Below are 13,071 nucleotides of genomic sequence, written 5' to 3'. Positions count from 1 at the left end.
CGCGAATCAGGCTTTCGCCGATTCATTCTTTGCCGACGACTTCGGCGAGCTCTTCCTGCTCGCCGGCTTCGCCTTCTTCGGTTTCGCCGCCGCTGCATCGGCTGCTTCGGCCGCTCGAGCAGGCGCGGACTCGACCTTGGCGAACGCGATCGCGTCGGTGTCCTTGTCGTAGCTCACGTCCACGGTGTCACCGGACTTGAACTGGTCGCCGAGGATTTCTCTCGCGAGCTTCGTTTCCATTTTCACGCGGATCTGCCGCTTCAACTCGCGCGCGCCGAACTCGGGCTTGTAGCCGACTTCCGCCAGATGATCGATGACGGAATCCTGGACCTTGAGCGTGATGTCTTGCGCGGCCGCCGTGCGCACCACGCGATCGATCTGGATCTGCACGATCGAGCGGATGTTCTCGCGCGATAGTCCATGAAACACGATGATCTCGTCGATGCGATTGAGGAACTCGGGCCGGAAGTGGCCCTTGAGCACGTCCATCAGTCTGCCGCGCACTGCCTTGTCGCTGTCGCGATCCTTCTCGCTCTTCTCCAGGTTGTCCATGATGATCGACGCGCCCAGATTGCTGGTCGAGATGATGATCGTATTGCTGAAATCGACCACGCGGCCCTTGCCGTCGGTGAGGCGTCCATCGTCGAATACCTGTAGCAGCACGTTGTAGACGTCCGGATGCGCCTTCTCGATCTCGTCGAGCAGAATCACGCTGTATGGACGGCGGCGCACGCGCTCGGTGAGCTGGCCTCCTTCCTCGTAGCCGACATATCCGGGCGGCGCGCCGATCAGCCGTGCGACCGCATGACGCTCCATGTACTCGGACATGTCGATGCGGATCACCGCGGATTCATCGCCGAACACGGTTTCCGCGAGCGCTTTCGCGAGCTCGGTCTTGCCGACGCCCGTGGGTCCGAGGAACAGGAATGTCGCGATGGGCCGGTTCGCCTGACCCATGCCCGCGCGCGACAGCCGCACCGCATCGCTGACGGCGAGCACGGCGTCATCCTGACCGACGACCCGTTCACGCAGCTTGTTCTCCATCTCCAGCAGCTTCTGACGCTCTTCCTGCGTGAGTTCGGTGACGGGAATGCCGGTGAGCCGCGACACGACCTCCGCGACCGACGCGACGGTCACTTCCAGCGTCTCCGAGCCGGTCTTGCGCTGCCACGCTTCGGTCAGTTCTTCGAGCCTGCTCTGCTTTTCCTTGATGCGCTCCTCGAAGTTCTTTGCTTCGTCGAAGCGCTTGCGCGAGGACGCGTAGTCCTGCTCGCGCTTCAACTGCGCGATCTCCGCCTCGGTCTCCTGAATCGCGGGCGGCCGGGAAGTCGCGCCGATGCGCACGCGCGCGGCGGCCTGATCGATCAGATCGATGGCCTTGTCCGGCAGATAACGCGACGTGACGTAGCGATCCGACAGCTCGGCGGCAGCGACGAACGCATCGTCGGCGAAAGTGACCTGGTGATGCGCCTCGAGCTTGTCGCGCAAACCGCGCAGGATCACGATGGTCTGCTCGACGGTCGGCTCCGGCACCAGCACCGGCTGAAAGCGCCGTTCCAGCGCCGCATCCTTCTCGATGTACTTCTGGTACTCGTTGAGCGTCGTCGCGCCGATCAGGCTCAGTTCGCCGCGCGCGAGCGCGGGCTTGAGCACGTTGGCGATATCGAGGCCGCCTTCGCCGCCGCCTTGTCCCGCGCCGACGATGGTATGCAGTTCGTCGATGAAGACGATCAGCTCGTCCTGCTTCGCGGTGATTTCGTCGATGAGCTGCTTCGCGCGTTCCTCGAATTCGCCGCGATACTTCGCGCCCGCGACCATCGAGTTGATGTTGATCTCGACCAGACGCTTGTTGCGCAGGTCTTCGGGCACGTCGTCGTTGACGATGCGCTGCGCGAGTCCTTCGACGATCGCGGTCTTGCCCACGCCCGGCTCGCCGATCAGCACCGGATTGTTCTTCTTGCGCCGCGCCAGCACCTCGATGGTGCTCTCGATTTCCTGCGCGCGTCCGAGTACCGGATCGAGCTTGCCCGCGTGCGCCATCGCGGTGAGATCGCGGCCGAACTTGTCGAGCGTGGGCGTGTTGGTCGGCGTGTCGACCCTGCCGTCCTCCGCGCCCTTGCCGACGACCTTCACCACTTTCTGCCGCAACGCCTCGGGCGTCACGCCATATTTCTTCAGCAGGCCGCCCGCGATGGAATCAGGCACGGCGGCAAGACCGATCAGCAGATGCTCCGGCCCGACATACGAATGCCCGAGTTCGCGCGAGGCCTGGAACGCGTACTGGAAGGCCTTTTTCAGACGCGGCGAAACCGTCATCCTGTCGGCGGGCGCATCCGGGCCGGCCTTGCCTTTCTGCGCGTGTTCGTCGATGTAGCGCCTGATGTCGTCCGGTGCCAGCTTCATCTCCTTGAAGAGCGCCTGGACCACATCGGTGTCCGCGAGCACGTAGAGCACCTGCTCCGTGTCGAGCTCGGTCTTCTGCAACTCGTGCGCCTTTTCGGCCGCGCGTTGCAGCAGCTCCATCGTCTGCTCGCTGAAGGCGTCGGTGACGTCGACGGAATCGCGCGGCACCGAGGCCACCATGTTCTCGTCCGCAGCGTCGTCCGCGCCGGGCATGTCGCCTCCCATGAAACGCGACAGGCCGCCGCCGAGCAGGGAATCGAACGGATTCAGCATGCTTTGGTGGCGCATGAGCTGACGGTAATCGTACTCACAGATCGACATCGATTTGCGCTGGCCGTTCTGCACCACCGTCACTTGTGCAACCGCGGGCCGGGCATGGCAAATTTCGCAAAGGGCAGCCATGATCAATCGTCTCCAGGTTGAGGGCGATTCGATGTCCGCGACGCACGGCGCGGGCCTATTTCGAATCGCCGCGTGGTAACCGGGTCATTCTCCCCATGAGTCTCTTATCGAGCCTGCTTCGCGACGCGGGCTATTCGTGTGATGAGGTTCCCTTGAGTGAACCAATGTTCAGTGCACCGTCGCGGCGCTTCTCCTGCTTGCCGGTGTTTTGACCGGTGTTCTGGTCGGTATCTTGCGAAGACGCAGCGGGCGCGGCGCACGGCGCGCGGTCCGGCAATGCGTCGAGCAGATCCGCGGACGGCACGAAGAACAGACCACCCGTCACCGCGCGGCTGAAGTCGAGCAGACGGTCGTAATTGCCGGGTGGCCGGCCGACGAACATGTTTTCCATCATCTGCTCGGTCGGGCGCGGCGAACGCGCATAGCCGATGAAGTACGTGCCGAACTCCTTCGCGCCCGGACGCCCGAAAGCCATGTTGTGACGCAGGATCTTCACTTCCTGACCGTTCTCGTCGAGCGTGGTGAGCGAACTGTGCGAGCAGGACGGCTTGACGGCGGCATCCAGCTCGACGTCCGACAGCTTTTCGCGCCCGATGATCTTCTCCTGCTGCTCGACGGGCAGCGCGTTCCACGCGTCGAGATCGTGGAAGTACTTCTGCGCGATCACGTAGCTGCCGCCCGCGAAGTCCGCGTCTTCGTCGCCGATGATCGTGAAGCCCGTCATGCTCCGGCCCGATGGATTCTCCGTGCCGTCGACGAAGCCGACCATGTCGCGCAGGTCGAAGTAGCGAAAGCCGTGCACTTCGTCGACCACGGTGATCGCGTCGCCGAGCTTGTTGAGCATTTGCGATGCAAGCTCGAAGCACAGGTCCATGTGATCTGCGCGGATGTGCATGAGGATGTCGCCGGGCGTCGCGATGGCGCGGCGCTCGCCCGAGCCGAACTCGCGGAACCGGTGCAGCTCGGCGGGACGCGGCGCGCCGAACAGAAAGTCCCACGCGTCGGAGCCGAAGCCGCAGACGCAGGAGAGACTGGCGGCCGGCGCGCGCGTGCCGACTGCGCGCACCAGCGCGGAGACTTCGCCGCACCAGTCACGGACCCTGGCGGCGCTGGCTTCGCGACGAGCCACCGTGGCGACGATGAAGATCGCGCTGCGAGTAATGGGATTACAGACAGCTTGAGGTTCGGGCGCAGTGTCGGGCATGTGAATTCTTTTGCGGATCGTGAGGAAGCGCGGCCACGCGGCGCTGTTTGGGCGAGGGCCTGTATGTCCCTTTTTCCGATTTGCTCCGTTGCCAGTCTGAGACAACTCAGACTCGAATGCAACTGACGAGCGCCGGCGCATGCGACTGTCGCGCGACGCATGCGTGGATGTTAAAGCGCTACATTAAGTCAGCGTATGACCGTCGTATTTCCGGGAGCAACGAGACGGGCAGCGCAAGGATCCTGTCGCCTCATGCGGTGCGACCGGCGACTGCCCGGCGATCCCGTTCCACCGCCCGTTGCAACCTCGAGCCGCTGCCGTGCCGGACAAATTGGGGAAAACGCACCGACACCGTCAGTCCGCGATCGTCTGGGCCGCTGTGCAGCGACGCGACGGCCCGATGCTGCTCGGCGATGCGCCTGACAATTGACAGGCCGAGCCCACTGCCCGGCATGGCATGGCCGCTGCCGCGATAAAAGCGCTCCCAGACCCGTTCGTGGTCTGCTTCCGCGATGCCGGGGCCGGTGTCGCGGACCTCGATGACCGGGCTGCCGTCTTCTTCGCTCACGATGACATCGACTCGTGCCTGCATACCCGCATAGCGGATGGCGTTGTCGACGAGATTGTTCAGCAGGATGCGAACTCCTTCCGCATTGCCGTGTGTTTTCACCGACGCCGAGGCGACCAGCCCGAGATCTATTCCGTTCGCTTCCGCAAGACGCACGCGCTCCGCAACGACCGAGCGCGCCAACGCGGTCAGGTCCAGTTCGTCGAAGGCGGGCGGCGGCGACTCGGGTGTGAGTCTCGCCAGTGTGAGCAACTGCTCCGCAAGGTGGGCGAGGCGTGCGGTGCCCGCGCGGATCTGCCCGGTGACGAGATCGCGCTCTGCCTGATTCCTCGCTCGCGGCAGCAGCTCCGCCTGCAGGCCGAGGCCCATGATCGGCGTGCGCAGTTCGTGCGCGGCGTCGGCGATGAAGTGACGCTGGGCTGTGAATGCGTCATCGAGGCGCAACAGCAGATCGTTGATCGCGTCGACGAGCGGTTTGACCTCGCCCGGCATCGACGCGGTGTCAACCACCTGCATGTTGTTCACGTCCCGTCGCTTGAGGCTGGCGGCAATCTCCCGCAGCGGTCCCAGCCCGTAGCCGATCCCGAACCAGAGAAAGAGTGCCAGCACCGGAATCAGAGACAGCACCGGCCAGAAAAGATGCATGGAGATCTCGGCTACCGCTTCCCAGCGCGCGCGTCCTGCCTGCGCGACGCGGACGAGCATGTCACCGTCGCGCGTGACATAGGTGTGCCAGATCTGCCCGCGGACCGTGACGTCGGCAAATCCGGCGCGGGAGGGCGGCGGCAGCGGCGAGTCCACGTCGGTGCTGAAGATGCGCGCGGCGCCGCGCCAGACCTGGAGCAATACGGCGTGCGACTGTTCTCCTGATAGACGGTCTTCGTTCGAGCCCTGCATGCCGCGAAGTGACAGATGTCCGTCGGGCTCGACGACGACGTGTTGCGCAACGGCCTTGAGCTGATCGTTGAGCAGTTCGTCGAGCTCCGCGAGAGCGCCCCAGTAGGTTGCCGCGCTCGCCAGCAGCCCGGTGAGCAACGTTGCGGGGAGCAGCCACACCAGCAAACGCCGGCGCAATGATCTCAATCGATCTCTCCCATCTGGTAGCCGACGCCGCGTACATTGCGGATAGCCTTTGCGCCGAGCTTGCGCCGCAGTTTGTGGATATGCACCTGTATCGTGTTGCTTTCGATTTCCTCGTTCCAGCCATACAGGCGTTCTTCGAGCTGCTCGCGGGAGACGACGACGCCCGGATCATGCATCAGCTCCAGCAGTAACGCGAATTCACGGGTCGTCAGCGGTATTTCTTCTTCCCGCACCCAGACCCGATGCCGCGCCGGATCGAGCCGTAGCGAACCGAACTCGAGCGTCGTGCGGGAACGCCCGGTCTGGCGTCGATGCACGACGCGCATGCGGGCCAGCAGTTCATCGAGTGCGAACGGTTTGACGAGGTAGTCGTCGGCACCGCCGTCGAGTCCGGCGACCCGGTCCGGCACGCCATCGCGGGCCGTGATGATGATCACCGGCGTGTCGTCGTGGCGCTGGCGTAGTCGTGCGAGCAGGCTCAGTCCGTCCTGCTCCGGAAGCCCGAGGTCGAGCAGGACGAGCCCATACGACGTGGTGCGCAACGCGAGCGCCGCGGCGTTGCCTTCCCGCGCCCAGTCCACCGCGAAGCCCTCATGTTGCAGCCCCTGCTGCAGGCCGCTGCCGATCAGCGTATCGTCTTCGACAAGCAGTATCCGCATCGAATCGCCTGGTCCTTGCTGGCGTCAGTGATGGCCGTATAGCGAATCCGATGTCGCCTTCGAGGTGCGGCGATCCGACTCCGACTTACCCGCGGGCGTGCCGCCGTACGCGGTAGTGGTGTCAGTGGCTGCCGGATTCCGCGCGGAAACGCGAGCCTCGGCGGCCTGGATATTGGCGGGGTAGGTGGCATCGTCGCGTCGCGCGGGGTTATAGCCGGCTTTTTCGAGTTGCACGAGTTCGGCGCGCACCTCCGCGTGCGTACGACGCGTGCTCGCCTGAGCATGGGAGAGAAGCGGCGTGACCAGCAAGCCGATGCCGAGGATGCCGACGATCGTCGTCTTCATATGAGCCTCCAGAAGGTGAGGTTGATCAGGAAACCTGCACCCTGATTCTGGAGGGGCGAAGCTTATCTCCGAGTTAAGGAGAGTCAGCGACAGCGAATGTCTACCGTTACCGATGCGTCGGGCAGCAGGCGTTCGATGCCGCCACGTCTGTATGTACCTCGCATATGCCCGCACCATCAGGACGGCGCCCCGTGCATGATCGCGTATTCGCGGCATGCGGTTTGCTACGCTCGCCGTTGCCGTGCGGCGCTTCAAGACGTCGTCGAACACGGCACATCCACGAGTACGTGCCATGGCGCCGTCACGATGGCTGGAACGAAAGCGGCCCATACGACCGGGACTCGACTTCACAGGGAGACAGTCATGCAGAGCAAGCCCGCCGTTTCCGATCTACGCATTCGTGGCGCAGCCCTCGCCATCGCGCCGCTGCTTGCGATCCTGTCGCTAGGCGGCTGCGGTGGCGACGACGACAACGAGCCGGGCACCGGGACGTCCCTCAGTTGTTCGCAACTCGCCGGCAAGACCGTGCCGTCGTCGTCGATCGGGCTGCCTACCAACGGCGCGACCGTCACCGCGGCGACCGTGATGCCTGCCTCGGGCACCGGCGCGCAGGCGACCGGCGAGTACTGCCTCGTCAGCGGCGCGATCAGTCCCGTCGACCCGGCGGCGCCGCAGATCAAATTCCAGATTGCGATGCCGACCACGTGGAACAACAAGATCATGATGTTTGGCGGCGGCGGCTACGACGGCACGATTCCCGCGCCCACCGGCAACGTGCCGGCCGGCCCGAGCGCGCAGCCGACACCGCTCGGCCGCGGCTACGCGGTCTTCGCAAGCGACTCGGGGCACCAGGCCAATGCGCTCGGCAGCGAGGACGGATCGTTCGGCGTGAACGACGAAGCCGTGCGCAATTTTTCCGGCGACGCGCTGAAGAAGACGCGCGATGCGGCGGTCTATCTGATCGACGCGCGCTACGCGGTCAAGGCGCCGAAGCGGGCCTATTTCGCGGGCGGCTCTTCGGGCGGCCGCGAGGCGCTTGCGGTGGTGCAGCGCTGGCCGCAGGACTGGGATGGCTCGATCGTTCTGTATCCGGCGTGGGCGGCCGCGAGCCTCGATCTGCAATTCGGACGCATCACGCGGTCGCTCGCCGCACCCGGCGCCTATCTCGATCAGGCCAAGCGCAAGGTATTGCTCGACGCCGTGCTGGCAAGCTGCGATACGCTCGACGGCGTCGCCGACGGTCTGATCAGCAACGTCGCCGCCTGCAACACGACCTTCAATCCGTCCACGGCGCTGCTCAACGGCGCGCCGCTGCGCTGCGCGGGCGGCGTGGATACCGGCGACACCTGTCTGTCCGACGCGCAGATAGCCGCGCTCAACGTGTACAACACGCCGATCACGTTCGGCTACACGCTCGCGAGCGGCGAGACGCAGTATCCGGGCTTTAACGTGTACGGCGCGGACCTCGGCGTGGCGAATGCTTCCGCACTGCAACCGACCGTGATCGCGCTCGCGCTCGGCACGTCGCAGCCGGCTTCGCCGATGCCCAATACCGCGCCGTATCTGAGCGTCTTCTGGGATCAATGGATACGCTATTTCGTCACGCGCGACTCCGACTACAATTCGCTCAGCGTCGATCCGCAGAACCCCGGCGTTTTACAGTCGCGCATCAGCCAGCTGACGGGTTTGCAGGACGTCAACAAGACCGATCTGTCGGCGTTCAACGCGAAGGGCGGCAAGATCCTGATGGCGCACGGCATGGCCGACGCGCTCGTCAGCACGCGCTCGAGCGAACAGTACTATCAACGCCTGCAGTCGACGATGGGCGCCTCGACCGTGGCCAACTTCGTGCGCTACTACGAGATTCCCGGCTACGGCCATGCGGTCAGCACGGTTTTCAACGCATCCTGGGATTCGTTGACGACGCTGGAAAACTGGGTCGAAAAGGGCGTCGCGCCGCCCCCGCAGATCGTCGCGGATACGGCGGGCGTACCGGGACGCACGCGGCCGCTTTGCGAGTACCCGACCTTTCCCCGCTATAACGGTTCGGGCGACGTGAATCTCGCGTCGAATTTCACCTGCGCGAGCCAGTGAGGGGTACGATAGCGCCGGATGGTCGACGTCGCGGACGAGCCGCCGGGCGGCTCGCATGGCGCGCGTGTGCCGCGCGTGTGCCGATCAATCCTCAGTGGAAAGCCGACCGGACGTGCTGACGGGCGGGGCCGTAGTTTTTACAACGCGTACCGTTTTCTGGCGGGCTCGTTTACGGCACTGCACGCCAACGCTGCCGGCCTGGTTTCCGCGAGCCCGGTCATGCTTGCTCTGTCGCGGTTGGGCACGATCGATGCATACCGGTAACCGGTCAGGCGCTTTGCCCCAAGGGAGAGGATCATGTCCAGCCAGTCCTATGTGCCCTATCGCGATTGCCGCATCGAAGTTCATGTGACGTCGGCCAGATCGCGCGCGCTCGGTGGCATCTCACGACGTTACCGCGTGTCGTGGAGCGTCGTATTGCCTGCACAGGAAAACAAGGAAGTCGCGAGTTTTCCGGAGCAGCTCGATTTTCTTTCCGAGCAGCAGGCATTCAAATACGGAGAGAAGAGGGCGCACACCTTTATCGATTCCGTGATGGCCGCGCAATCGGCTACGCGGATGGCGGCTGGGGGTCTTGAGGGAAAGCGGGAGACGCCCGCGGTGTAGCGGGTTTTGGGTTGGGCGCGGATTGATCCGCGGCGATCGCTACGCCGCCGGCGCCACCGATGCACCGGCGATCCCGTGCCGCGCCAGCGCATCGGCCACGAAGCCCGACGCTTTCATCTCTTCGACGAACGCATTTAAGGCGCCGGCTGCCGCCGGCCCGCGGCTCTTTGGTGTGCCCATTGCCTGCTGGATCACCATGAACCGTTCGTCGAGCAGCCGCAGTCCAGCGGTTCTCTGCGCATCGGCTTCGAGTTGCTGCTTCACGCCCGCCGCCACTTCCAGATGCTGATCGACGAACGTCTGTACGACGCTCGGCGAGGTCGGCGCGCGAACGATCTGTGCCGACTTCAGCTCGCGCGTAAGAAACAGATCATATGCACTGCCTTTGCCGACGACGACACGGTTGTGCGCCTGATCCACATCGCGATTGGATCGCACCGGCGAGTCGGCGCGCACCAGATAGAAGCCTTCGATCAACACATAGGGTGCCGTGAACGCAATCGTTTCGCCGCGCAACGGATCGACGGCGAAGAAACCGAAATCGGCGCGTTCTTCGCTGACGGCCTGGACCGATTTGCTGGCCGCATCGAAGACCACCAGTTCCAGTTCGACGTTCAGTTTTGCGGCGAATGCGCGCGCGAGATCGACCGACACTCCGAATGGTGCGCCGGAGCCAGGATCCCTGTTGGCCAGTATCGGATTGCCGAGATTGATCGATGCGCGCAGTTTGCCCGTGGGCGTGAACGCGGCGACGATGGATGAATCGAGGTTCATGGAAGCTCTCGTGGCGACCGCGATCTGTCCACAGCGCGGCCTCAAGGTTCAAGGATCCCGCTATTGTGCGCCTGATGACGGTCACGCTATGCGTTCCGCGCCGCGAGCATCGCCAGGAAGCCTTTCAGTCTGAAACCGCGCGGGACTCTCGCAACTTCACCGGCGTCATCCGCGGCATCAGCAGATGAATAATGCCGAGCGCAACCAGATACGCCAGCGCGCCGACCGCGAACAGCGCCCAATACTGCCCGGTACGCTGCAGCGTCTCGCCGATCACACCCGAGTAGAAGAACGAGCCGACCATCCCCGCCACGCCGCCGATACCGACCACCGTGCCGACCAGCCGGCGCGGAAACACGTCGCCTACCGTGGTGACCAGATTCGCCGACCATCCCTGGTGCGCCGCGGCCGCGAGGCCAACCGCGAAGACCGCAAACCACAGGCTCTGGAAATACGACAGTGTTGCAATCGGCAGCACGCACAACGCACAGATGCCCATCGCGATCTTGCGCGCGAAATTCGGCTTGTTGGAGCGCGCCATCAGACGCGACGACAACCATCCGCCCGCCACGCTGCCGACCGACGCCATCGTGTAGATGACGATCAGCGGCAGGCCCATATTGCCGATGTCGATATGCCGCGATTCGTTGAGCCACTTCGGCAGCCAGAACAGATAGAACCACCATACCGGGTCGGTCAGCAGCTTGCCGACGATAAACGCCCACGTTTCGCGGTATTTGAGCACCGACAGCCAACTGACCCGTTGCTCGACGACTTCGTCGCGGTCCGAATCGATATAGTCGAGTTCGCTTTTCGATACCGACGGATGTTGCGCGGGCGGCTGATAGATCAGCAGCCACACCGCCAGCCAGATGAAACCGGTCGCGCCGCCGGCGATGAACGTCGCGCGCCAGCCCCACATCACCGCGGCGATCGGCACGAACGCCGGCGCGACGATCCCGCCGATCGTCGCGCCCATGTTCCAGAAGCCCGTCGCCAACGCGCGCTCCTTCTTCGGAAACCACGTGGCGGTGGTGCGGATCGCGACCGGAAAGTTGGCCGCCTCGCCGAAGCCGAGCAGACCGCGCACGGCCGCGAAACCCGGCACGGTGGCCGCCACCGCGTGCAGCATCGCGGCGAGGCTCCACATCGCCATCGCGCTGCCGTAGACCACCTTGGTGCTGACGCGATCGGCGATCCGGCCGAAGATCGCGAGACCCACCGCATAGGTGACCGTAAACACCATCACGGTCTGCGCGTACTGCACCTGATTCCAGCCGATGTCCTTTTGCAGCAGCGGCGCAAGCAGCCCCAGCATCTGACGATCCATGTAATTGATCGTCGTCGCGCAAAAGATCATCGCGCAGATGGTCCATCGATATCGTCCAACGGCCGTGCGGGCAGCGGCCGCGTTGGCTTCCATTATTTTCATCGTGTCTCCGGAAGGTTTCAGGAATGGGGTCTATACGGCTCAATGCACGCTAATGCGCGGAAGCAGGAACGCCTTCTCGCGGACTCATCCGCGAAAGGAACACGACCCCGGCCGCGACGACCGACATCACCGCGAGCCCGATGAGCCCGCCTTCGATCGAGCCGGTTTTCTGTTCGAGCAAGCCGAACGCCGCCGGCGCGACGAAGCCGCCGAGGTTGCCGATCGAATTGATCAGCGCCAGCACCGCCGCGGAAATCCGCGCGTCGAGGTAGCCCTGCGGAATCGGCCAGAACAGCGACGACGCGGCCTTGAAACCGATCGCCGCGAAGCAGATCGCAATGAACGAGAAGATCGGGCCGCCCTGGCCGGCCGCGTACATGCCGAGCGCCGCGATCAGCAGCACGCATGCGACCCACGCTTGCTGGAACTTGAAGCGCGCCGCCAGCATCGCGAAGAAGTACATCGCCGCGATCGAGATCAGCCACGGAATCGAGTTGAAGAGGCCGACCTGGAAATCGTTGAAATGGCCCATCTTGCGGATGATGCTGGGTAGCCAGAAAGTCGCGCCGTAAATGGTCAGCGACACCGCGAAGTAGATCAGGCAGAAGATCAGGATCTGCGGGTCGCGCAGCAGCGTCCACAGCGACGGTTTGACCATATGCGAGGCGGAGCGCTGGCGCTGCTCGTCCTCGATCTCGCCGACCACCGCATCCTGCTCCGCGCGGGTCAGCCAGCTCGCGTCGCGCGGCTTCGAGTCGAGCCACAGCCAGATGAAGCCGGCCAGCACCACCGAGAACATGCCTTCGATCACGAACATCCACTGCCAGCCGCGCAGGCCGCCGCCGTTGATCAGCATCAGCCCGCCGGAGATCGGCCCGGACAGCACCGAGGCGAGCGCCGAGCCGCTCAGGAAGATCGCCATCGCCTTGCCGCGCTGGTTGCCCGGCAGCCATTGCGTGAAGTAGTAGATGACGCCCGGAAAGAAGCCGGCCTCGGCCGCGCCGAGCACCAGCCGCATCGCGTAGAACGACGTTTCGCCGCGCACGAACGCCATGCCGACCGCGGCCAGACCCCACGTGAGCATGATGCGCGTCAGCCATACCTTGGCGCCGAAGCGCTGCAGCAGGATGTTCGACGGCACTTCGAAAATCGCATAGCTGACGAAGAAGAGCCCGGCCCCCAGGCCGTAGGCCGCCGCGCCGATACCCAGATCGGCGCTCAGGTGCTGACGCACGAAGCCGATGTTCACGCGGTCGATGTAGTTGACGATGAACATCACGACGAACAGCGGCAGCACGCGCCACTTGATCTTGTGCACCGCGCTCGCCAGCGCGCCGGCGCGGTCCGGCCGGGCCGCGTCCGCAATGGGGGTACTCATGGGGTTGTCTCCTTCGGTGGCGACGCGCGCCGCGTGTCGCGTGCCGGATATCCGAATGGGTCAGAGGTGCTGGTCAGAGGTGCGGCCCAGCAGCGCGGACTAAAAAACGCGCAGCAGACGCGC

General features: G+C 64.4%; 11 protein-coding genes. 3 read left to right on the top strand and 8 right to left on the bottom strand.

Going from position 1 to position 13,071, the window contains the following annotated elements; translation table 11 throughout:
* Positions 1–6 precede the first annotated feature (6 nt).
* From QM685_RS03785 to QM685_RS03765, 5 genes are all read right to left on the bottom strand, one after another.
* Complete coding sequence (locus QM685_RS03785) at positions 7–2,805, bottom strand: AAA family ATPase (RefSeq protein ID WP_415112863.1); 2,799 nt, start codon at positions 2,803–2,805, stop codon at positions 7–9.
* A gap of 130 nt (positions 2,806–2,935) precedes the next feature.
* On the bottom strand, positions 2,936–4,009 hold the full coding sequence (locus QM685_RS03780) for a Dyp-type peroxidase (RefSeq protein ID WP_415112861.1): 1,074 nt from the start codon (positions 4,007–4,009) through the stop codon (positions 2,936–2,938).
* A 250-nt stretch (positions 4,010–4,259) separates the two neighbouring features.
* Positions 4,260–5,660 carry an ATP-binding protein gene (locus tag QM685_RS03775; RefSeq protein WP_415112859.1) on the bottom strand — a complete coding sequence of 467 codons (1,401 nt, stop codon included), beginning with the start codon at positions 5,658–5,660 and terminating at the stop codon, positions 4,260–4,262.
* Complete coding sequence (locus QM685_RS03770) at positions 5,657–6,319, bottom strand: response regulator (protein ID WP_415112857.1); 663 nt, start codon at positions 6,317–6,319, stop codon at positions 5,657–5,659. Before QM685_RS03770 ends, QM685_RS03775 begins: the two co-directional genes overlap by 4 nt.
* A gap of 24 nt (positions 6,320–6,343) precedes the next feature.
* Positions 6,344–6,664, bottom strand: coding sequence for a DUF4148 domain-containing protein (locus QM685_RS03765; RefSeq protein ID WP_415112855.1), 321 nt, complete (start codon positions 6,662–6,664; stop codon positions 6,344–6,346).
* Positions 6,665–7,027: 363 nt separating this feature from the next.
* On the opposite strand from QM685_RS03765, the gene QM685_RS03760 reads away from it, so the two are divergent.
* From QM685_RS03760 to QM685_RS03750, 3 genes are read left to right on the top strand one after another with little or no spacing between them, the layout of a single operon-like run.
* Entirely contained in the window at positions 7,028–8,758 is a 1,731-nt protein-coding gene (locus QM685_RS03760) for a tannase/feruloyl esterase family alpha/beta hydrolase (protein WP_415112853.1), read from the top strand.
* Between the two features lie 18 nt (positions 8,759–8,776).
* The gene (locus tag QM685_RS03755; protein ID WP_415112851.1) at positions 8,777–9,022 is read left to right on the top strand and encodes a hypothetical protein; all 246 of its coding nucleotides are present in this window, start codon (positions 8,777–8,779) and stop codon (positions 9,020–9,022) included.
* Between the two features lie 33 nt (positions 9,023–9,055).
* On the top strand, positions 9,056–9,364 hold the full coding sequence (locus tag QM685_RS03750) for a hypothetical protein (RefSeq protein ID WP_415112849.1): 309 nt from the start codon (positions 9,056–9,058) through the stop codon (positions 9,362–9,364).
* Between the two features lie 39 nt (positions 9,365–9,403).
* On the opposite strand, the gene QM685_RS03745 is transcribed toward QM685_RS03750, so the two are convergent.
* From QM685_RS03745 to QM685_RS03735, 3 genes are all read right to left on the bottom strand, one after another.
* The gene (locus QM685_RS03745) at positions 9,404–10,138 is read right to left on the bottom strand and encodes an ABC transporter substrate-binding protein (RefSeq protein ID WP_415112847.1); all 735 of its coding nucleotides are present in this window, start codon (positions 10,136–10,138) and stop codon (positions 9,404–9,406) included.
* A 124-nt stretch (positions 10,139–10,262) separates the two neighbouring features.
* The gene (locus QM685_RS03740) at positions 10,263–11,570 is read right to left on the bottom strand and encodes an MFS transporter (protein ID WP_415112845.1); all 1,308 of its coding nucleotides are present in this window, start codon (positions 11,568–11,570) and stop codon (positions 10,263–10,265) included.
* A 49-nt stretch (positions 11,571–11,619) separates the two neighbouring features.
* On the bottom strand, positions 11,620–12,948 hold the full coding sequence (locus QM685_RS03735; protein ID WP_415112843.1) for an MFS transporter: 1,329 nt from the start codon (positions 12,946–12,948) through the stop codon (positions 11,620–11,622).
* Between the last annotated feature and the right edge of the window lie 123 nt (positions 12,949–13,071).

The sequence above is a fragment of the Paraburkholderia sp. genome (assembly GCF_047605525.1).
Classification (GTDB): Bacteria; Pseudomonadota; Gammaproteobacteria; order Burkholderiales; family Burkholderiaceae; genus Paraburkholderia.
This window is presented reverse-complemented; position numbering and strand designations above follow the sequence as displayed.

Coding starts and splice junctions, on each gene's coding strand:
- QM685_RS03785 (WP_415112863.1), bottom strand. CDS start 2,805: ATGGCTGCCCTTTGCGAAATTTGCCATGCCCGGCCCGCGGTTGCACAA.
- QM685_RS03780 (WP_415112861.1), bottom strand. CDS start 4,009: ATGCCCGACACTGCGCCCGAACCTCAAGCTGTCTGTAATCCCATTACT.
- QM685_RS03770 (WP_415112857.1), bottom strand. CDS start 6,319: ATGCGGATACTGCTTGTCGAAGACGATACGCTGATCGGCAGCGGCCTG.
- QM685_RS03765 (WP_415112855.1), bottom strand. CDS start 6,664: ATGAAGACGACGATCGTCGGCATCCTCGGCATCGGCTTGCTGGTCACG.
- QM685_RS03760 (WP_415112853.1), top strand. CDS start 7,028: ATGCAGAGCAAGCCCGCCGTTTCCGATCTACGCATTCGTGGCGCAGCC.
- QM685_RS03755 (WP_415112851.1), top strand. CDS start 8,777: ATGGTCGACGTCGCGGACGAGCCGCCGGGCGGCTCGCATGGCGCGCGT.
- QM685_RS03750 (WP_415112849.1), top strand. CDS start 9,056: ATGTCCAGCCAGTCCTATGTGCCCTATCGCGATTGCCGCATCGAAGTT.
- QM685_RS03745 (WP_415112847.1), bottom strand. CDS start 10,138: ATGAACCTCGATTCATCCATCGTCGCCGCGTTCACGCCCACGGGCAAA.
- QM685_RS03740 (WP_415112845.1), bottom strand. CDS start 11,570: ATGAAAATAATGGAAGCCAACGCGGCCGCTGCCCGCACGGCCGTTGGA.
- QM685_RS03735 (WP_415112843.1), bottom strand. CDS start 12,948: ATGAGTACCCCCATTGCGGACGCGGCCCGGCCGGACCGCGCCGGCGCG.